Source organism: Streptomyces sp. NPDC059696, from assembly GCF_042733745.1.
GTDB lineage: Bacteria > Actinomycetota > Actinomycetes > Streptomycetales > Streptomycetaceae > Streptomyces.
On record NZ_JBHWFG010000029.1, the window covers coordinates 19,352 to 38,720 of the forward strand.

Sequence of the window (19,369 nt, forward strand, 5' to 3'; positions counted from 1 at the left end):
TGGGCCCGGCCGGAGGGACGTCCGGCCGGGCCCACGGGGTGTCACGGGCGGAAGCGCAGGACCTGCGGGTCGTGGTCGCTGATCTGGTCGTTGAACTCCGCGTTGACGTGCACGCTGTCGTACTCGATGTCGCAGTCGCGGCGGATCGACGGGCTGACCAGGATCTGGTCGAGGACCTGGCTGTTGCCCTGGTAGACGTACGAGTAACGCTCGCTGCGCGGGAGCGACTTGATCGCCGACCAGAGTTCGCCGCGGCCCTCCAGGAGCTTCGCGGTCTGCGAGAACTCGAAGTCGTTGATGTCGCCCAGCGCGATGACGTCCGCGTTCCTCTGCGTGTCGAGGATGTCCTTGGCGAAGGCGTTCACCAGCGTGGCCTGCTGGTGGCGCTGCGTCTCGGAGCTGCGGGACGGCGGCTGGTACTGGGAGGTCAGGCCCTGGTCGCCGCCCTTGGAGTTGAAGTGGTTGGCGATCACGAAGACCGTGCGGCCGCGGAAGACGAACTCGCCGGCCAGCGGCTTGCGGCTGTTCTTCCAGGCCTCGTCGGCGGGGGCGATGCGGCCGGGGCTGAGGGTGAGGTGGGCCTTGCCGCGGATCTTCGTCACGGCGGTGGCCGTCGTGGCGTCGCCGCCCGCGCGGTCCGCGAAGGAGACGCGCTCGGGGTTGAAGAGGAACACCTGGCGGATGTTGCCGCCCGGCTCGCCGCCGTCGGTGTTGTTCACCGGGTCGATCGAGCGCCAGTCGTACTTCGGGCCGCCGGCCGCGACGATCGCGTCGATCAGCTTGGTGAGGGTCTGGTCGGCGGCGACCGTGCCGTCGTTCGTCGCGCCGTTGTTGTCCTGGATCTCCTCCAGGGACACGATGTCCGGCGACTTCAGGTGGTTCACGATCGCGGCGGCGTGCGCGGCGAACGTGTCGTCGGACGGGTCGAGGTTCTCGACGTTGTAGGTGGCGACGGCGAGTTCGGAGGAACGCTGCTTGCGGGTCGTCTCGCGCTCCAGGCCCGCGCTCTTCAGCGTGCCGAGCTCGCTCGCTACGAGGGTGTAGCCACCGAACTGGTTGTAGTCCAGGGGGCCCGCGGTGGTGCCGGTGAGGGTGTCGCCCACGTTCGCCTTGGGGAAGTCCGCCGTCGCGCCGAGGGACTGGATCTGGAGGCGGCCCGTGTTCTGGTCGTCGTAGGAGCCGTAGACCGTGCCGCCGTGGCGGTTGCGGTTCTCGTGCGGCTTCACCGTCACCCACAGCTCGGTGTACGGGTCGGTGGCGCCGACGACGCGGGTGTCGGTGACCCGTACGGACATGCCCTCCAGCGCCTCGTAGTGGTCGAGCGCGTACGTCGAGGGCTTGAGGGGGAGCGCGTTGACCGAGCCGCCCGCGGCGGTGTCGCCGGTGGGCGCGTAGGCGGCGGGGACCGAGCGGGAGGTGATCGCCGTGGCGGCGGGGAGCGCGTTGCCGCTGGAGACGACCGTGGTCGCCGGCTTGGTGATCTCCGTCACCGACTGGTTGCCGGAGGTCGCTCCGCCGGGGACGTACTCCGTGACCGTGCCGCCGACCGTGACGGCGTCACCGACGGCGACCCCCTTCGGTGCCGAGCCGGTGAAGACGAAGACGCCTTCGCTGGTGGCCGGGTCGGCGTCCGGGTTCGGGTCCTGGATCCAGAAGCCGCGGGACGAGCCGTAGGTCCGGATGCCGGTGACGATTCCGGCCACATCCGTGACCTGCTTCCCGGCGTACGGGGACATCCGGGTGCTGCCCTGGATGTCGTGGATGCGGACCGACTCCGCGTGCGCGGGGCTGGTGAGGACGATCGTGGATGCCGCGGAGCACGCGGCGGCGACGGTGAGCGCGGCGAGACGCGCGGACGACTTGCTCGGCAACGGGATTCCCTCCGGGGACGTGACAGGGCGCCGGGACGAGGGCGGAGACGTGTGGAAAGGCTGGACTGTCGCTACCTGTGGGGCGGATGCGGTGACGCGCGTAGAACGGTCTGGACGGGTGGGCCTGGTGGGGCCGGCCCGGTGAACAACTGTCCGCCGACTTCTACGCGCGTCAATCTCCAGCCTGTGCATGTCACTTGTCAAGGTTTCGGCCATGGACGGCAGTCGACGGGGAGATGAAGTGGGCGGCATGGGTGGATATCCGTCTAGGCTGAGCGGTTGAGTCACATGAGGCGCGCTAGGAGAACCAGCCGATGTCAGACAGCTCCCCCCTGCCGCCGGTGCGGCTGCACCACGAAGCGGAGCTGGCGCGCGATGCGCTGTCCACGCCGTTGCTGTCCCGGGCCGCCCGGCTCGCCCGCTGGGCCGGGCCGGACACCCGCGTCGACGCCGGGGGAGGGCTCGTGGACGAGCAGCTGCCCGCGGCCGCCGAGGTGCTCGGGCTGACCGGGGAGGACGCCGCCGCCGACGCGAGCGAGGCCTGGCGGGTCGCCGTGGACGCCGGGCTCGTCGAGGTCGTCGACGAGCAGGAGGGCACGGTGACCGCCGGCGCGGACCTGGCCGTGCTCACGGGCGGTTCGCCGCAGGACGTGCTCGCCGTGTGGCTCGCCGCGCTGGAGACCGTGCTCACCGACGCGAGCGTCCCCGACCTGGACGGACTCGTCGACGAGGACGGCGAGGTCGATCTCTCCGCCCTCGACTGGGACCCCGAGGGCGAGGCCGAGTTCCTCGACGGCGTGCTGGGCAACCTCTATCTGCTGACGGCCGGCGAGGACGCGCCCGACGCCGCCCCGGTGCCGCTGCCCGCGCTGGCCGCCTCGGTGATCGTGCCCAGCGACATGGGCGAGCCCACCAACGACGTCCTGGAGCAGGTGTCCGACGCGATGATGCGGCTGGACGACCAGTTCCGGATGCTGGAGCCCGCCGGATTCGTCGAGTACCAGCCCGTGGACGAGGCGCTCATGGCCGACGCCGACGAGGAGCCCGCGGCACCCGTCGACGACACCGACGTCTCCCGCTACGGCATGGTCCGGCTCACCCCGCTCGGGCTGTACGGCATGCGCGCGCGGCTGCTGGAGGCCGGGTTCGACGCCCCGGCCGTCGGGGACCTCGCCGACAAGGGGGCCGACGCGCTGCTCGACGGCACGGCGCAGTTCCCGCCGGGTGCGGCGCAGGCCGAGACCGAGCAGTGGCTCCGGCGGCGGGAACCGCTCTCCGCGGCGCGGGAGTTGCTGGCGGCGGCCCGGGGCGCCGACGCCGGGGCGCCGTTGCGGCGGTTGCGGTGCCAGCAGGCCCTGTCGCTGGTCGGTGCTTCCGCCGAGCCCGCCCTGCGGGAGGTGCTCGACGATGCCGAGCTGGGCGGGCTCGCCCGGGTGTGGCTGACCGAGCACGGTGCGGCGGACGTGCCCGCGCCGTCCGAGGCGATGGTGTACTGGCTGACCATCGACACGGTGGCCGCGCAGCTCGCCGCGGAGGGGAACTCCGAGGAACTGCGGGCACTGGTGGAAGGGCTCGCGCGGCAGCACGGCGGGTTCTTCGAGGCCGTCTGGCGGGTCGACCACCCGGCGACCGCCGATGTGCTGGAGGCCATGGGGCGGCTGCATCCCGACAAGAAGGTGGCGAAGGAAGCGCGGAAGGCGGCGTTCAAGGCGCGATCCCAGCAGGGGGGTTGATCCCGTCTCGCGGGCGCGGGCGTCGTCTCGGCTTGTCGCGCAGTTCCCCGCGCCCCCGGGGTGTTGTTCAACTGGTGTTCACGGATGAGCGGGACGGTTTCGCCGAACGAGGTCCGCCACCTCCCACGGCATACTCACCGTCTCAGGAGACACACCATGTCGCTCACCCGCAGGGACTTCGCCAGAACCTCCGCGATCACCGGGGCCGGTGTCGCGCTGGCGGGCAGTGTCGGCGCCCTCGCCACCGCGCCGAACGCCCTCGCCTCCGACGACACCCTCAGCGCGGCGGACGGGGCGGCGGACGCGCGGCACGGAGTCGGCTACGGACCGCTCGTCGCGGACCCCGAGGGCATTCTCGCCCTGCCCGCCGGCTTCACCTACACGATCGTGACTTACAGCGGCCGCACCAAGCTGGAGTCCGGCGAGTTCACGCCCTCCAACCACGACGGAACCGCCACCTTCGACGGCCCCCGCGGCACCACCCTGCTCGTCAACAACCACGAGCTGAAGGGCCCGCGCGCCAACTGGCAGTACCCGGTCCCGCTCACCGAGGGCCTCGTCTACGACCCGGCCGCCGCCGGTGGCTGCACGGTCGTGGAGGTACGCCCCGGCGGACGCGTCGCCGAGTGGGTGGGCATCGCCGGCACCTCCACCAACTGCGCCGGCGGCCGCACCCCCTGGGGCACCTGGCTCACCTGCGAGGAGAACTCCGACAAGGCCGGCGTCAACGGCATGACCAAGGACCACGGCTATGTGTTCGAGGTCGACCCCTGCGACCGGCGCGCCAACCGCGACCCCAAGCCGCTGAAGTTCTTCGGCCGCTATGACCACGAGGCCGTCGTCATCGACCCCAAGCGCGGCCACGCCTACCTCACCGAGGACGCCGCCGGGCCCAACGGCCTGTTCTTCCGCTGGACCCCGCCGCGCGGCTTCGAGTACGGCCCCGGCAAGTTCCGGAAGCTCGCCGACGACGCCGGCGTCCTCCAGGCGCCCAAGTGCTTCGACTCGGGCGGCACGTTCGTCGACGACCTGTCCCGCGCCACGAAGATCGGCACCGTGTACGGCGTCGACTGGGTGGACGTCCCCGACCGCGACGCCCGCACCACCCCCGTGCGCAAGCAGTTCAAGGACGGCGAGGTCACCCGCGCCCGCAAGCTGGAGGGCATGTGGTGGGGCGACGGCGGCGCCTACATCGTGTCCTCCTTCGCCCGTGCGGAGAGCCCGGTCCAGCACGACGGCCAGGTCTGGTTCTACGACCCCAAGCGCCGCACGCTGACGCTGAAGGTCCTCCTCGGCGTGAACCCCGACCCGTCGAAGGACGGCGCGTTCGACGGCCCCGACAACATCACCGTCTCGCCGTACGGCGGCCTCGTCATCGCCGAGGACGGGGAAGGGGTTCAGCACCTGTTCGGCGCCACCGACAGCGGACGCACCTACCCGATCGCCCGCAACGAACTCAACATCGGCACCGAAGAGGAGCCGGAGTACAGCGAGTTCACCGGCGTCACCTTCTCTCCCGACGGCCGCACCCTCTACGCCAACATCCAGACGCCCGGCATCATGCTCGCCATCACCGGGCCCTGGAAGCGGCAGAAGCGGTCGTAAATTCGCTCGCAGTTCCCGAGTTGCGCCTCCTACAGTGAGATCACAACGTCACGCACCTCCCGGTGCGATGGCAGCGGCTACTTCTCTTCCAAAGAATCCGACGCCGCCGCCGACTTGATCTCGGGAGGCGCAGCATGTGGTGGGTGCCCGGTGCGAAGGCAACGGTTACTTCCTGGATCGGACGGTTGCGGGTTCGAGTCCCGTCAGCGACTTCGGGTCGCTGTAGCTCAATGGGTAGAGCATCTGAATGATTCCGTCGCCGACTTCTGTCCTCGGGCGCCCACTTCTTTTCCCGCATGCAGCGTCTTCCCCGAAACACGTATGAATTCGGGGGAATTCACCATGGCGCGATTCAATTCCAAAGCGGCCCGCGCGCGTCCCGTCTCGCGCGTGACGTCCACCGGGCGTGTGCTGCGCACCTACGAGGGCGGCCGGGGCCGTGAGCGGGACGTCCGCTCCGAGCTCTTCCTGCTCGCCGTCTCCCACTTCGTCTCTCAGCAGACCTTCTACGAGACCGGCGCCGACCGTGACGACCGGTTCCAGCGGCTCGTACGCGAACTCGCCGTCAGCGAACCGGAGTGGACGGCCGGCCTGCTCGGCTGGTTGCGCGGCCCGGGCAATCTGCGCACGGCCTCGGTCGTCGGCGCCGCCGAGTACGTCAGGGCCCGCCTGGACGCGGGCGTCATCGACGGCCCGTCCAACCGGCAGGTCATCGCCTCCGTCCTGCAGCGCCCCGACGAGCCCGGTGAACTGCTCGCGTACTGGACCGCGATGTACGGGCGGAACGTGCCGAAGCCGGTCAAGCGCGGTGTCGCCGACGCCGTGCGCCGCCTGTACCACGGCAGGGCGCTGCTGAAGTACGACACCGCGTCCAAGGGCTACCGCTTCGGCGACATCCTCAACCTCGTGCACGCGGCGCCCGACCCGGACAAGCCGTGGCAGGGCGAGCTGTTCCGGTACGCCCTCGATCGCCGGCACCACCCGGACACCGCCGTGCCGCCCGCGTCCGACCCCGTCCTCACCGCGCACGGCGCACTGATGGCGCTGCCGGTGGAGGACCGGCGTGCGGTCGTCACCGCCGAGGACGGCGCCGAGCGGCTGGCAGCGGCAGGGATGACCTGGGAGGCGCTGGCGGGCTGGCTGCAGGGACCGATGGACAAGGCGGCCTGGGAGGCCGTCATCCCCTCCATGGGGACCATGGCGCTCGTGCGCAACCTGCGGAACTTCGACGAGGCCGGGGTCTCGGACGAGGTGGCCGAGCGGGTCGCCGCGCGGATCAGCGACCCGGCCGAGGTCGCGCGCTCGCGGCAGTTCCCCTTCCGGTACCTGGCCGCCTACCAGCACGCGCCCTCGCTGCGCTGGTCGTACGCGCTGGAGCAGGCCCTCGGCCACTCGCTGGCCAACGTGCCCGCGCTGCCCGGCCGGACGCTGGTGCTCGTGGACCGCTCCGGCTCGATGTTCTGGTCGCGGCTGTCCGACCGCTCGGAGCTGACCCGGGCCGACGCGGCGGCGATCTTCGGCACGGCGCTCGCGCTGCGGGCCGAGCGCGCGGACCTGGTCGAGTTCGGCTCGACGAGCGGACGCGTGCCGTTCCGTGCCGGTGAGTCGGTGCTGAAGGTCCTCGGGCGCTTCGGCGACCTGGGCGGCACCGACACCACGGAGGCGGTGCGCCGGCACTACAAGAAGCACGACCGGGTGCTGATCGTCACCGACGAGCAGTACACACACGACCACCGGGGCGACCCGACCGAGCAGGTACCGGCCGACGTGCCGGTCTACACCTGGAACCTCGCGGGCTACCGGGCGGGCCACGGCCCGTCGGGCACCGGTAGCCGGCACACGTTCGGGGGGCTCTCGGACGCGGCGTTCCGGATGGTTCCGCTGATCGAGGCCTCCCGGGACGCCGACTGGCCCTGGGCGGCCTGAGCGACCGTGGCCCGCACCGCGTGGGGAGTGCGGGCCACGGTAACTGTGGTGGTTCGGCCTCGTGGGTGGAGCGGCCTGGTACGCGCATTCGCGGGCCGTGGTGCCGTGCGCGCACGTGGTGTCGTGCGCGCATCTTGTTGAGCGGTGTACTGACATCTAACATGTCAGTTCATGGAAGCCATCCGGCCCGTGCCCCGCACCCTGCTCCGGGACCGGGCGTACGCGGCGATCCGGGACGCCATCGTGGCCGGGGAGATCGAGCCCGGCGCGGTGGTGCGGGACGCCGACCTCGCGGAGCGGCTCGGGCTGTCCCGGGCACCGGTGCGGGACGCGTTCTCCCGGCTGGTGGACGAGGGGCTGCTGGAGAGCAAGCCCCAGAGCTACACCCGGGTGACCCCGCTGGTCGCCGCCGATGTCCGGGACGCCGCCGCCGTGGTCGGTGCCCTGCACGAACTCGCGACGCGAACGGCCGTCCCCCGGCTGGATGCCGCCGACCTCACGACCATGCGCGCCGCCAACGAGCGGTTCGCCGCCGCCGTCGCGGCAGGGGACGTGGACGCGGCGCTGCGGGCCGACGACGAACTGCACGACGTCCTCGTCCGGGCGAGCGGCAACCGCGCGGCCGCCGCCACCGTCGCCCGCTACACCCCGCTCATCCGCCGCCTGGAGCGGAGGCGCTTCGGCGAGGGCGGCAGCTGCCGGTCCGCCGGGCTGCACGAGCGGCTGATCGAGGCCTGCGCGGCCGGTGACGTGGACGGGGCGGTCCGTGTCACGGCGGAGATCTGGCGGGGGCTCGAAGAGCTCGCCGACTGAGGCCGGGCCCCGCCCCCGGCCCTCACCCCGACCCGACCCCGGGAGGACCCGTGCCCCTTTCCGCCTACGAGCGTTACCCCCTGCTCTTCGGGCCCTCGCCCGTCCACCGTCTCGAGCGGCTCACCGCACACCTCGGTGGGGCCTCCCTGTGGGCCAAGCGCGAGGACTGCAACTCCGGTGTCGCGTACGGCGGGAACAAGACCCGCAAACTGGAGTACCTGGTCGCCGACGCGCTCGCCCAGGGGTGCGACACCCTCGTGTCGATCGGTGGCGTGCAGTCCAACCACACCCGCCAGGTCGCGGCCGTCGCCGCCCGGGCCGGACTCAAGTGCGTCCTGGTGCAGGAGAGTTGGGTGGACTGGCCCGACGCCGTGTACGACAAGGTCGGCAACATCCTCGTCAGCAGGCTCGCCGGGGCCGATGTGCGGCTGGTGAAGGCCGGGTTCGGCATCGGGTTCAAGGAGAGCTGGGAGCAGGCGCTCAGGGAGGTCGAGGAGGGCGGCGGGAAGCCGTACGCCATTCCGGCCGGTGCCTCCGACCATCCCCTCGGCGGGCTCGGCTTCGCCGCCTGGGCGCACGAGGTGGTGCAGCAGGAGCGGGAGCTGGGCGTCTTCTTCGACACCGTCGTGGTGTGCTCGGTGACCGGGTCGACCCAGGCCGGCATGGTCGCCGGGTTCGCCGCGCTGGTGGAGGCGGGCGGACGGCCCCGGCGTGTGCTCGGCATCGACGCCTCCGCGAAACCGGCCACCACCCGGGCCCAGATCGCCCGGATCGCTCACCGCACCGGCGGCCTCATCGGTCTGAAGCGCGAGCTGGCCGAGTCCGACGTCGAACTCGACGAGCGGTACCACGCGGGCGTCTACGGCGTCCCCGACGAGACGACACTCGCGGCGATGCGGCTCGCGGCCCGGACGGAGGGGATGGTGACCGATCCCGTCTACGAGGGGAAGTCCATGGCCGGGATGATCGACCTGGTGTCGAACGGTGAGATCGGGCGTGATTCCACGGTGCTGTACGCCCATCTGGGCGGGCAGCCGGCGTTGAACGCGTACAGCGCGTTGTTCTGAGTACAAGCGCGTTGTTCTGAGTACAGCGCGTCGTTCTGAGTGCGGTGCGGTGCGGTGCGGTGCGGTGCGCGGCGGTGGCAGTGCTGGAACCGCCCGTGCGGGAATCATCCGGTGGGGTGCCGGGTTGTGCCGGACACCCTACGGCCTGGAGGTGCCGCATGTCCGACGAGCCCGCTGTCCGTGAACTCCGCCTGGTCGTGACCGCCGAGGACTACGACGCCGCGCTGCACTTCTACCGGGACGTGCTCGGTCTGCCCGAGCAGGGCGCGTTCGCGTCGGAGGGCGGGCGGGTCACGATCCTCGACGCCGGGCGGGCCACGCTGGAGCTGACCGATCCGAACCATGCCGCGTTCATCGACGAGGTCGAGGTGGGGCGGCGGGTGGCCGGGCACATCCGGGTCGCCTTCCAGGTGGACGACTCCGCCGCCACGACGGCGAAGCTGGCGGAAGCGGGGGCGGAGGTGGTGGCCGAGCCGACCCGGACACCTTGGAACTCCCTGAACGCACGCCTCGAAGCTCCGGGTGCGCTGCAGCTGACGCTGTTCACCGAGCTCGGCGGCTGAGGGTGTGCGTCTTCGCCTGACGCCGGGTGGGGGTCGGGGCCGCGTCGGGGGGTGTCCGTCCTCGGAACGGCGCGATGGACGTGCGTGCCGACTGACTGTTCGTTGACGCGCCAACCGCTGCGGGCCGACACCCCCCGACACGTCCCCTTGCGTCGCCGGCGGCTGCGGCTGCGTCGTGGCTCGCCCCTGGCTGCGGGCATGCGTGCCGCACCGGGGGCGATGCCCCTTGCCTCAGGCGCGCGGCAGCGTGCTGTTGCGCGCCGGATACAGTGCTGGACGTGCGGACGGACAATCAGCCTGCGGAGTCGGGTGCCGAGCGGCCCGACGGTGTCCGGCGCCGGGCCACGATCCATGATGTGGCCCGACTGGCCGGAGTGTCTCGGCAGACGGTCTCCCGGGCGGTCAACGACAAGGGTGAGATCGATCCCGGCACCAAGGAGCGGGTCCTGGAGGCGGCGCGGCTCCTGGACTACCGGCCCAGCCGGTTCGCGCGCGGGCTCGTGCAGAAGGGTGCCGTGACGGCCGGCCTGGTCATCCCGGACCTGCGCAACCCCTTCTTCCCCGAGGTGGCCGCCGGTGTGCTGGAGGCGGCTGAGGCGCGCGGCTGGCAGGTCGTCGTCTGGGACTCCCGGATCGACGAGGCCCGGGAGCGTGAGGCGCTCGACGTGCTCTCCCACCAGGCGGACGCGGTGGTGGGCTACTTCAAGGACCCGGACGACGTGCTCACCCGGCATCTCGGGGGCGTACCGCTGGTGTTGCTGGAGCGTGGCCCGCAGCAGACCCGGTTCGCCGCCGTCGGGATCGACGCCGGTGCCGGTGTCGAGCAGGGCATGAACCATCTGTTCCGGGCGGGGCACCGCCGGATCGGCATGCTGGACGGCGTGCACGGACCCGGGCCCCGCAGACAGGCCTTCCTGGAGCAGGCGCGGCGGCTCGGTCTGGCGGTCGACGAGGACTGGGTCGTGACGTGCCCCGAGCACAGTGTCGCGGGCGGCGAAGCCGGCACGGAACGGCTCCTGGCCCGGCGGCCCGAGGTCACCGCGGTCTTCGGCTTCAACGACCTCATCGCGATCGGGGCGATGCGCACCGCCCGCCGGCGGGGCCGCCACGTCCCGGACGACCTGGCCGTGCTCGGCTTCGACGGTCTCTCGCTGGGCGAGCTGGTCGAACCCGCCCTGACCACCCTGCACATCGACAAGCGGCAGCTGGGGCGGCTGGCCGTGGAACAGGTGGCCCGGCTGCGCGCGGGCGAGGAGCCGCTGCGCGGCGCGGACGCGTGGGTGACACCCGAACTCGTGGTGCGCGGCTCCGCCTGAGGGGCGGGTCCCCGCACGGGCCCGGGGCCGGCCCGCGCGGCTGGGTAGAGTGCGCGGTGGATTCCCGGTCGGTGAGGAGGGGGCGCGTGGCGCAGGTCAGGCCCATGCGGGCGGACGCCCGGCGCAACCACGAGCGGCTGCTGAGGGTGGCCGTCGAGGCGTTCGCCGAGCACGGGGAGGGCGCCTCGCTCGACGACATCGCCAAGCGCGCCGGAGTCGGCTCCGGCACGCTCTACCGGCACTTCCCGACCCGGCAGGCGCTGCTGGAGGCCGCGTACCTGGACCGCGTGGAGGCGATCGCGGCCCGGGCCGGGGTGCTCGCGAGCGAACTGCCGCCGGGGCGCGCGCTGCGGGAGTGGCTGTACGAACTGGGCGTCGGAATGATCCGGATGCGGGGTCTGAAGGCGCTGCTGGGCCCGGCCGTCACGGATGCGGGGCCCCTGGTGAACCCGGCCTGCGGCGACTCGGTGAAGGCGGCGGCGGGGCGGCTGGTGCGGGCGGCGCAGGCCGAGGGGACGCTGCGGGCGGACGTCGAGGCGATCGACGTGCTGCGGCTGGCTCACGGGGTGGCGACCGCGTCGGAACTCGCGGACGGGCAGGACCGGCACCTCCGGCGGTATCTGGCGCTGCTGGTGGAGGGACTGGGAGCCGCGCCGGCCACGCGGTGATCCGGACGCCCCCGGTGCGGGGGCGCCCTGGTGTCCGGTGCGGTGGCTTACAGGGCCTGGGCCGCCGGCTTCACCATCCCCCTGACCGTGCGGGACTTGACGAAGTCGCCCATGGCCGTCATCTCCCACTCGCCGGAGAACTGGCGGATCAGCTTGGCCATCAGGACGCCCGTCTGGGGCTCGGCGGAGGTGAGGTCGAAGCGGACCAGTTCCTCGCCGGTGGTGCCGTCCAGGAGGCGGCAGTAGGCCTTGGCGACCTCCGTGAACTTCTGGCCCGAGAACGAGTTGACCGTGAAGACCAGGCCCGTGACCTCCTGGGGCAGGCGGCCCAGGTCGACCATGATGGTCTCGTCGTCCCCGCCGCCCTCACCCGTGAGGTTGTCGCCGGAGTGGCGGATGGCGCCGCCCACGATCTGGAGCTTGCCGAAGTAGCAGCTGTCGATGTGGTTGCGCTGCGGTCCGTAGGCGATGACCGAGGCGTCCAGGTCGATGTCCTTGCCGCGGTACGCCGGCTCCCAGCCCAGACCCATCCTGACCTGGGAGAGCAGCGGGCGGCCGCCCTTGATCAGGGAGACCGTCTGGTTCTTCTGGAGGCTGACGCGGCCCTTGTCGAGGTTGATCTTCCCGGTGCCCGGCGCGGGCGGGGGAGGTGTGGCCGGGGCCGGAGGAGCGGCCGGGGCGGAGACGGGCGGGGCGGGCGGCTGCACGGGGGCCGGCGGGGTCACCGGCTGGGGCGCGGCGGCCGGCTCCTCCACGGTGACTCCGAAGTCCGTGGCGATGCCCGCCAGGCCGTTGGCGTATCCCTGGCCGACGGCGCGGGCCTTCCACTGACCGCCTCGCTGGTAGATCTCCACGATCACCAGGGCCGTCTCGCTGCCGAGCTGCGGCGGCGTGAAGGAGGCCAGGACGGAGCCGTCGTCCGCGTTGCGGATGGTGGCCGTCGGTTCGATGCCCTGGAAGGTCTGGCCCGCGGCGTCCGGGCTCGCCGTGACGACGATCTTCTCGATGCCCGGGGGGAGGGCCGTCGTGTCGACGACGATCGCGTCGGGGGCGCTGCCGCCGCCCGAGCGGTACGTCACGCCCGGGCCCGACGGCTGGTTGTAGAAGATGAAGTCGTCGTCGGAGCGCACCTTGCCGTCGGCGGTGAGCAGCAGGCCCGATACGTCGAGCCGCACCGGGGCGGCGACGTCCACCGTCACGCGGGCGGCGGACAGGGGGATGTTCGAGCCGGGGGTCATAGCTGTCATGCCGGGTGAACGAGCGAGGCGACTTTGCCGTTCCCTTACCCTGCGGCCAATCGGGTCAGCGGCGGTTGCGCGGGTGGTTGCGGGCGGTGCGTTCGTTGCCGCGCTTGTAGTTGCCGGTCCAGCGGGCTATGACGAGCTGGGGGTCGGAGGTCTCGACCTCGGCGAGGAACTGCGCGGCCCGGGGGCCGTTCAGGGTGGTGGCGGGGCGGCCGTGGTGGCTGATGCGGATCGTTCCGCCCGTGTGCTGCTCGTAGGTGAATCCATGAGGTCTCGGCATGCCGTGAGGGTACGAGGCGGGAGGCGGGCGCCCCAGCGAATTTCGCCCGCCCCCGCCGCCGGACCCCCGGGCCTGGCCTTACGGCACGACGACGATCTTCCGGCCCACCCCTGCCGCGAACTGCTCCAGCGCCTGCGGGTACCGCTCCAGCGGAATGCGGTCGCTGATGAAGATGTCCGGGTCGAGGACGCCGCCCGCGAACAGCTCCGCCGCCCGCTCGAAGCTGTGCAGCACCGCCATCGAGCCGGTGATGGTGATCTCCTGGTTGTAGATGCGGTACGGGTCGATCGTCACGCGGGTCGCGTAGTCGGCCACGCCGAACTGCAGGAACGTGCCCGCCTTGGCCACCCGGTCCAGACCGTCCTGGATCGCCGCCGCGTTGCCCGTGGCGTCGACGACCAGGTCCCAGCCCTGCGGGCGGTCCAGTTCGTCGGGGTTCGCCGCCGACGCCGAGACGCCGAGGCGGCGGGCGGTCTCCAGGCGGGCCGGGTTCACGTCGACGACGTCCACGCTCGCCGCACCGGTGCGCTTGGCCAGCTCCAGCATCATCAGTCCCATGGTGCCGGAGCCGTAGATCAGCACGTGCGCGCCGAGGCGGGAGCGGAGCACGTCGTAGCCGCGCACCGCGCAGGAGAGGGGCTCGACGAGCGCCGCGTCCTGCGTGCGGACGTGCTCGGGGAGCCGCACGCAGTTGGCCACCGGGGCGACCGCGTACCGTGCCGCGCCTCCGGCCGTGGTCACGCCGATCGCCGCCCAGCGTTCGCAGAGGTTGTTGTGGCCGGTACGGCAGTGGCGGCATTCGTAGCAGTACAGGGACGGGTCGACCGCGACGCGGTCACCCACCGAGAGTTCCGTGACCCGGGTGCCCACCCCGACCACCTCGCCGGCGAACTCGTGACCGGGCACGATCGGCAGTTCCGGGGCGAACTCGCCCTGGAGGATGTGCAGGTCGGTTCCGCACAGGCCGCAGGCCGCGACCTCGACCACGACCTCGCGCGGGCCGGGCGTCGGGTCGGGGACCTCGGCGACGACGGCCTTGCCCACGGACTCGATGACGGCGGCCTTCATTTCACGGCTCCCAACGACAGGCCCTGGACCAGCTTGTCCTGGGCGGCGAACCCCGCGGCGAGCACCGGCAGGGAGATGACGAGCGACGCGGCGCACACCTTCGCCAGGAACAGGCCCTGGCTGGTGATGAAGCCGGTCAGGAAGACGGGGGCGGTCTCGGCGACCACGCCCGTGAGCACCCGGGCGAACAGCAGCTCGTTCCAGCTGAAGATGAAGCAGATCAGGGCGGTGGCGGCGATACCGGGGAGGGAGATCGGGGCGACCACGCGCGTGAGGACCGTGGGCAGCCGGGCCCCGTCCACCCTGGCCGCCTCGATCACCGCGACCGGGATCTCGGCGAGGAAGGACTGCATCATCCACACCGCGATCGGCAGGTTCATGGAGGTGTAGAGGATGACCAGCAGCCAGATGTTGTCGAGCATCCCGGCGTTCTTGGCGAACAGGTAGATCGGGAGCAGGCCCGCCACGACCGGCAGCATCTTGGTGGACAGGAAGAAGAACAGCACGTCCGTCCACTTGCGGACGCGGTTGATGGACAGCGCGTACGCCGCCGGGAAGGCCAGCAGCAGGACCAGCAGGGTCGAGGCCACGGACGCGACGGTGGAGTTGATCAGGGCCGGCCAGGGGCTCGCGCCGCCGCCGGCGCCGAAGAACTCGCGGTAGCCGTCCAGGGTGAGGGCGGCCGCGAAGGAGGGCGGGTTGGTGGCGGCGTCGGACTCCGAGTGGAACGACGTCAGCGCCATCCACGCGATGGGCAGGAAGAACACGATCCCGGCCAGCCAGGCCAGCAGGCCCAGGCCGTTGCGGCGTACGACGCTCATGCGCGGGACACCTCCTCGCGGAACAGGGACGACACCACGCGCAGGGCGAAGGTCGCGATGACGATCGAGCCGATGACCACCAGGACGCCCGCGGCCGAGGCGAGGCCGTTCTCGTGGGCCTGGTAGAAGCTCTGGTAGACGGTGTAGGGGAGGTTGGCGGTGCCGAGGCCGCCGGACGTGATCGTGAAGACCGCGTCGAAGTTCTGGACGATGTAGATCGAGCCCAGCAGGGCGCCCAGTTCGAGGTAGCGGCGCAGGTGCGGCAGCGTGAGGTGGACGAAGATCTGCCAGTCGTTCGCGCCGTCGACCCGGGCCGCCTCGATCTGCTCGTGGTCGCGGCTCTGCAGTCCGGCGAGCAGGATCAGCATCATGAACGGCGTCCACTGCCACACGAGGGACGCCTCGACCGCGAGCAGCGGGGTGTTCGAGATCCAGTCGGGCTGTGGACCGCCCACATAGTGCAACAACCCATTGAGCAGGCCGTATTCAGGGTTGTAGAGCACATGTTTCCAGAGCAGGGCCGCGGCGACGGGCACCACCAGGAAGGGCGCGATGAGCAGGGTGCGGACGATGCCCCGGCCGCGGAACCTCCGGTCCAGCAGCAGGGCGAGCACGAGCCCCAGCACCAGGCTGGCCAGCACCACGGCCACCGTCAGCAGGACGGTCGTCCACACCGAGTGGCGCAGGTCCGGGTCGGTGAGGACCTCCTGGTAGTTGTCGACGCCGGTGAAGTGCCGGGCGTCGGGGTAGAGGGCGTTCCAGTCGAAGAAAGAGATCACCAGCGTGGCCACGAAGGGCAGCTGGGTGACGACGATCATGAAGATCAGGGCGGGCAGCAGCGGGGCCCGGGTGGCCCAGGCGCGCAGCCGGGCGGAGGGCCTGCGGACGGGGCGGGGTACCTCGGGGGAGGCCACGGGGGCCGTTGCGGTGGCGGTCATCGTCCCTCGTACTCCTCGGAGATCTTCTGGGCGAGCGCCTGGGACTTCGTCAGGGCCGACTCGACGGACTGGCGTCCGGCGATGGCCGCGCTGATCTCCTGGGAGACCTTGGTGCCGAGGTCGGTGAACTCGGGGATGCCGACGAACTGGATGCCGGGCGCGGGCCGCGGCTGGACGCCGGGATCCTCGGGCCGGGCGCCTTCGATGGCCTGCTTGGTCATCTCCTGGAAGGCGGCGGCCTCTTTGCGGTAGTCGGCGTTGGCGTAGGTCGACGCCCGCTTTCCGGCCGGGACGTTCGACCAGCCGGCCCGGTCGCCGACCAGCTGCTCGTAGCCCTTGCCGGACGCCCAGGAGACGAACTTCCAGGCGTTGTCCGGGTTGCGGGAGGCCTTCTGGATGCCCCAGGCCCAGGTGTAGAGCCAGCCGGAGGACTTCGTCTTCTCGACGGGGGCGGGGGCGTAACCCACCTTGCCCTTGACCGGGGAGTTCGCCGCCTCCAGGGACCCGGCTGCGGAGGTGGCGTCGTACCACATGGCGACCTTGCCCTGGGTCATGTTGTTGAGGCACTCGGCGAAGCCGGACTGGGCGGCGCCGGACTCGCCGTGCTCACGCACCAGGTCGACATAGAACTTCGTCGCCTTCCGGAAGGCCGGGGAGTCGAGCCGCGCCTTCCAGTCCTTGTCGAACCAGGTGCCGCCGAAGGTGTTGACGACCGTGGTGAGCGGGGCCATGACCTCGCCCCAGCCGGGCAGGCCGCGCAGGCAGATGCCCTTCATGCCCGGTTCGGCGCCGTCCGTCTTCGCCGCGAGGTCCGCCACCTGCCGCCAGGTGGGGTGCGCGGGCATCGTCAGGCCGTTCTTCTCGAACACGTCCTTGCGGTACATCAGGAACGACGACTCGCCGTAGAAGGGCTGGCCGTAGAGTTTGCCGTCGTCCGCGGTGAGGGACTGGCGCATCGGCTTGAGGACGTCCTGCTCGTCGTAGGCGGGGTCCTCGGCGACGTAGCCGTTCATCGCGTGCAGCCAGCCGTTGCGGGCGTAGATCGGTATCTCGTAGTTGGACAGGGTGGCGACGTCGTACTGGCCGGCCTGGTTGGCGAAGTCCTGGCTGATCTTGTCGCGGACGTCGTTCTCGGGCAGGACGGTGAAGTTGACCTTGATGCCCGTCTCCTCGGTGAAGTGGGCGCGGGTCAGCTTCTGCAGCTCGACCATCTGGGGGTTGTTGACCATGAGGACGTTGATGGCGTCGCCGCCGGATCCGGCCCCGCCCGCGCCGACCCAGCAGCCGGAGAGCAGCGGGGCGAGCAGCGTCCCTGCGGCGGCCAGGGCGAGCGGGGCTCGCGGTGGCCGTCGTCGGCTCTGGGTTCGCATGGATCGCTCCTGGGAGATATGGGGAGATATGGGGAGACAAAGGGCGCACCAGGGCACGGCTGTGCCCGGTGGGACAGGGGGAGGGGTGGGTCAGACGCGGATGACCTGAGGTCCGAGCAGTGAGTAGCGGTGGGCTTCGGAGGCCGGGAGCAGGGTGCTCGTCACGATCGTCTCCAGCGCGCCGACCTCGGCGAACCGGCAGAAGCTGACCGCTCCGAACTTGGTGTGGACGCCCGCGAACACCACACGCCGGGCGGCCCGGATGGCCTGGGCCTTGACCTCGCTGACGGCCGGGTCGGGGGTGGTGAGGCCGTGTTCGCGGGAGATGCCGTTGGCGCCGATGAACGCCAGGTCGACGACGAAGCCGGACAGCATCTTCGTCGTCCAGTGGTCGACGGTGGCGAGGGTGCCGCGCCGCACCCGGCCGCCGAGCAGCAGCACGGAGACGTGCTCGGCCTCGGCGAGGGCGCCGGCGACCGGCAGGGACGCGGTGACCACGGTCAGCGGCCGGTCCTGGGGGAGTGCCTCGGCGATGAGCTGCGGGGTGTAGCCCTCGTCGACGAAGACGGTCTCGGCGTCGCCGAGGAGTTCGGCCGCGGCGGCCGCGACCCGGCGCTTCTCCGGGACGTGGCTGGTGGCGCGGAAGGCGAGCGTCGTCTCGAAACCGGCGCTCTCCACGGGATAGGCGCCGCCGTGGGTGCGGCGGAGCAGGCCGTGGTCCTCCAGGACGCGCAGGTCCCTGCGTACGGTCTCCTTGGCGACGCCCAGTTCGGTGGCGAGGGTCGTGACGTCGACCGAGCCGGTGGTGCGGGCGGTCCGTACGATTTCCCGCTGGCGTTCTTCCGCGGTCCTGGTCATGGCTCACCCGCCTTGCTGTGCTGTCTGCCCGTTCGGGCCTCCTGGGGGAAAGTTCTACAGCGGGCGGGGCGGGGTGACCAGGCCTGATCCGGGCCCGATGCTGCCCGCGTGTGCCCGTTCGGGCGGGGCGGGCCCCTCGGCTCGGGTGGTGTGGTGGTGCGGCGGCCGCGGGTGTGTCGTGGCTGGTCGCGCGGTTCCCCGCGCCCCTGGCGTGGCGCTGTCGCGCCTACGGCCGGGACACGGTCCGTGCCCGGACAGGGCTGCGGTCGGGCCCGTTCTCTGCCCGACCGCCCCGGTGGCGGCTCTTTCCGGTCAGTACGGCCAGATCGGCGGGTCCGTCACGAACTGGCCGCCGAGGTAGGCGTGGGCCTCGTTGCCGTCCTGCAGTTCGCCCTGCTCGGCGATGAGCTTCTCGGCGTAGGGCTCGGAGTCGTCCTGCGGTTCGTAGCCGAGGGCCCGGGCGGTGCCGAGGTCCCACCACAGCCGGGTGTTGGCGGAGGAGCCGTGCACGACGGTGTGGCCGACACGCTCGGCGGTCAGGGCCGCGTGGAAGAGGCGGGCGCCGTCGGCGGGGCTCATCCACACCGAGAGCATGCGCACGCTGGTCGGCTCGGGGAAGCAGGAGCCGATGCGCACCGAGACCGTCTCCAGGCCGTGCTTGTCCCAGTAGAGCTGCGCGAGGTCCTCGCCGAAGCACTTGGACAGGCCGTAGAAGGTGTCCGGGCGGCGCGGGGTGTCGACCGGGATGAGGGGGTCGTCGCCCCGGGGGCGCGGGGTGTAGCCGACGGCGTGGTTGGAGGAGGCGAAGACGATCCGGCCGACGCCCTCCTCGCGGGCGGCCTCGTACAGGTGGTAGGTGCCCTCGATGTTGGCCTTGAGGATCTTCTCGAAGGGGGCTTCCAGCGAGATCCCCGCGAGGTGGAGGATCGCGTCGACGCCCCGGACCGCCTCGCGCACCGCGTCCCGGTCGGCCAGGTCGGCGGTGATCGCGTCGGGCTCGCCTTCGATCGGCCGCAGGTCCAGCAGGCGCAGGTCGTACCCGTAGGCCGGGAGCAGGTCCCGCATCAGCGTGCCGAGGCCGCCGGCGGCTCCGGTGAGCAGGACGGTGCGGGGAGCGGGCATCCTCGGATCTCCTTGATCGCGGGCCGTGCTGATCGCCATCGTGCACATGAGCGCACGGTATTCATATGCGTGGACACGCTAAGGAGGCGGGACGGAACCCGTCAAG

At 71.6% G+C, this 19,369-nt stretch carries 17 protein-coding genes; 8 read left to right on the plus strand and 9 right to left on the minus strand.

The window, feature by feature from the left end:
• Nucleotides 1–41: 41 nt before the first annotated feature.
• Entirely contained in the window at nucleotides 42–1,871 is a 1,830-nt protein-coding gene (locus tag ACFV20_RS27470; RefSeq protein WP_385660897.1) for an endonuclease/exonuclease/phosphatase family protein, read from the minus strand.
• Nucleotides 1,872–2,185: 314 nt separating this feature from the next.
• On the opposite strand from ACFV20_RS27470, the gene ACFV20_RS27475 reads away from it, so the two are divergent.
• From ACFV20_RS27475 to ACFV20_RS27510, 8 genes are all read left to right on the plus strand, one after another.
• Nucleotides 2,186–3,604, plus strand: a complete 1,419-nt coding sequence (locus tag ACFV20_RS27475; protein WP_385660900.1) for a hypothetical protein — start codon at nucleotides 2,186–2,188, stop codon at nucleotides 3,602–3,604.
• Between the two features lie 156 nt (nucleotides 3,605–3,760).
• The gene (locus ACFV20_RS27480) at nucleotides 3,761–5,209 is read left to right on the plus strand and encodes an alkaline phosphatase PhoX (protein ID WP_385660902.1); all 1,449 of its coding nucleotides are present in this window, start codon (nucleotides 3,761–3,763) and stop codon (nucleotides 5,207–5,209) included.
• Nucleotides 5,210–5,551: 342 nt separating this feature from the next.
• Nucleotides 5,552–7,135 carry a TROVE domain-containing protein gene (locus ACFV20_RS27485; RefSeq protein ID WP_385660905.1) on the plus strand — a complete coding sequence of 528 codons (1,584 nt, stop codon included), beginning with the start codon at nucleotides 5,552–5,554 and terminating at the stop codon, nucleotides 7,133–7,135.
• 171 nt (nucleotides 7,136–7,306) lie between these two features.
• Nucleotides 7,307–7,948, plus strand: a complete 642-nt coding sequence (locus ACFV20_RS27490) for a GntR family transcriptional regulator (protein ID WP_385660908.1) — start codon at nucleotides 7,307–7,309, stop codon at nucleotides 7,946–7,948.
• Between the two features lie 50 nt (nucleotides 7,949–7,998).
• Nucleotides 7,999–9,015, plus strand: a complete 1,017-nt coding sequence (locus ACFV20_RS27495) for a 1-aminocyclopropane-1-carboxylate deaminase (protein ID WP_385660911.1) — start codon at nucleotides 7,999–8,001, stop codon at nucleotides 9,013–9,015.
• 158 nt (nucleotides 9,016–9,173) lie between these two features.
• Nucleotides 9,174–9,578, plus strand: a complete 405-nt coding sequence (locus tag ACFV20_RS27500; protein WP_385660914.1) for a VOC family protein — start codon at nucleotides 9,174–9,176, stop codon at nucleotides 9,576–9,578.
• A gap of 278 nt (nucleotides 9,579–9,856) precedes the next feature.
• Entirely contained in the window at nucleotides 9,857–10,894 is a 1,038-nt protein-coding gene (locus ACFV20_RS27505; RefSeq protein ID WP_385660917.1) for a LacI family DNA-binding transcriptional regulator, read from the plus strand.
• 86 nt (nucleotides 10,895–10,980) lie between these two features.
• Complete coding sequence (locus tag ACFV20_RS27510) at nucleotides 10,981–11,562, plus strand: TetR/AcrR family transcriptional regulator (RefSeq protein ID WP_385660920.1); 582 nt, start codon at nucleotides 10,981–10,983, stop codon at nucleotides 11,560–11,562.
• A gap of 47 nt (nucleotides 11,563–11,609) precedes the next feature.
• On the opposite strand, the gene ACFV20_RS27515 is transcribed toward ACFV20_RS27510, so the two are convergent.
• The 8 genes from ACFV20_RS27515 to ACFV20_RS27550 all read right to left on the minus strand — a co-directional run bounded on the left by ACFV20_RS27515 (nucleotide 11,610) and on the right by ACFV20_RS27550 (nucleotide 19,263).
• Nucleotides 11,610–12,800 carry a TerD family protein gene (locus tag ACFV20_RS27515; RefSeq protein WP_385661113.1) on the minus strand — a complete coding sequence of 397 codons (1,191 nt, stop codon included), beginning with the start codon at nucleotides 12,798–12,800 and terminating at the stop codon, nucleotides 11,610–11,612.
• 64 nt (nucleotides 12,801–12,864) lie between these two features.
• A complete protein-coding gene (locus tag ACFV20_RS27520; protein ID WP_385660922.1) occupies nucleotides 12,865–13,086 on the minus strand; it encodes a hypothetical protein in 222 nt (73 codons plus the stop codon).
• 78 nt (nucleotides 13,087–13,164) lie between these two features.
• Nucleotides 13,165–14,154, minus strand: coding sequence for a zinc-dependent alcohol dehydrogenase family protein (locus tag ACFV20_RS27525; RefSeq protein WP_385660925.1), 990 nt, complete (start codon nucleotides 14,152–14,154; stop codon nucleotides 13,165–13,167).
• Nucleotides 14,151–14,975, minus strand: coding sequence for a carbohydrate ABC transporter permease (locus ACFV20_RS27530; protein WP_385660928.1), 825 nt, complete (start codon nucleotides 14,973–14,975; stop codon nucleotides 14,151–14,153). Before ACFV20_RS27530 ends, ACFV20_RS27525 begins: the two co-directional genes overlap by 4 nt.
• Complete coding sequence (locus ACFV20_RS27535) at nucleotides 14,972–15,913, minus strand: carbohydrate ABC transporter permease (RefSeq protein WP_385660931.1); 942 nt, start codon at nucleotides 15,911–15,913, stop codon at nucleotides 14,972–14,974. The genes ACFV20_RS27530 and ACFV20_RS27535 overlap by 4 nt, the downstream gene beginning before the upstream one ends.
• Complete coding sequence (locus ACFV20_RS27540) at nucleotides 15,910–17,283, minus strand: ABC transporter substrate-binding protein (protein WP_385660933.1); 1,374 nt, start codon at nucleotides 17,281–17,283, stop codon at nucleotides 15,910–15,912. Before ACFV20_RS27540 ends, ACFV20_RS27535 begins: the two co-directional genes overlap by 4 nt.
• Nucleotides 17,284–17,373: 90 nt before the next feature.
• A complete protein-coding gene (locus ACFV20_RS27545; RefSeq protein WP_385660936.1) occupies nucleotides 17,374–18,141 on the minus strand; it encodes a DeoR/GlpR family DNA-binding transcription regulator in 768 nt (255 codons plus the stop codon).
• A gap of 312 nt (nucleotides 18,142–18,453) precedes the next feature.
• Nucleotides 18,454–19,263 (minus strand): NAD-dependent epimerase/dehydratase family protein, encoded by an 810-nt coding sequence (locus ACFV20_RS27550; protein ID WP_385660939.1) that lies wholly within the window; start codon nucleotides 19,261–19,263, stop codon nucleotides 18,454–18,456.
• Nucleotides 19,264–19,369 lie beyond the last annotated feature (106 nt).

Coding starts and splice junctions, on each gene's coding strand:
- ACFV20_RS27475 (WP_385660900.1), top strand. CDS start 2,186: ATGTCAGACAGCTCCCCCCTGCCGCCGGTGCGGCTGCACCACGAAGCG.
- ACFV20_RS27480 (WP_385660902.1), top strand. CDS start 3,761: ATGTCGCTCACCCGCAGGGACTTCGCCAGAACCTCCGCGATCACCGGG.
- ACFV20_RS27485 (WP_385660905.1), top strand. CDS start 5,552: ATGGCGCGATTCAATTCCAAAGCGGCCCGCGCGCGTCCCGTCTCGCGC.
- ACFV20_RS27490 (WP_385660908.1), top strand. CDS start 7,307: ATGGAAGCCATCCGGCCCGTGCCCCGCACCCTGCTCCGGGACCGGGCG.
- ACFV20_RS27500 (WP_385660914.1), top strand. CDS start 9,174: ATGTCCGACGAGCCCGCTGTCCGTGAACTCCGCCTGGTCGTGACCGCC.
- ACFV20_RS27515 (WP_385661113.1), bottom strand. CDS start 12,800: ATGACCCCCGGCTCGAACATCCCCCTGTCCGCCGCCCGCGTGACGGTG.
- ACFV20_RS27520 (WP_385660922.1), bottom strand. CDS start 13,086: ATGCCGAGACCTCATGGATTCACCTACGAGCAGCACACGGGCGGAACG.
- ACFV20_RS27525 (WP_385660925.1), bottom strand. CDS start 14,154: ATGAAGGCCGCCGTCATCGAGTCCGTGGGCAAGGCCGTCGTCGCCGAG.
- ACFV20_RS27530 (WP_385660928.1), bottom strand. CDS start 14,975: ATGAGCGTCGTACGCCGCAACGGCCTGGGCCTGCTGGCCTGGCTGGCC.
- ACFV20_RS27535 (WP_385660931.1), bottom strand. CDS start 15,913: ATGACCGCCACCGCAACGGCCCCCGTGGCCTCCCCCGAGGTACCCCGC.
- ACFV20_RS27540 (WP_385660933.1), bottom strand. CDS start 17,283: ATGCGAACCCAGAGCCGACGACGGCCACCGCGAGCCCCGCTCGCCCTG.
- ACFV20_RS27545 (WP_385660936.1), bottom strand. CDS start 18,141: ATGACCAGGACCGCGGAAGAACGCCAGCGGGAAATCGTACGGACCGCC.
- ACFV20_RS27550 (WP_385660939.1), bottom strand. CDS start 19,263: ATGCCCGCTCCCCGCACCGTCCTGCTCACCGGAGCCGCCGGCGGCCTC.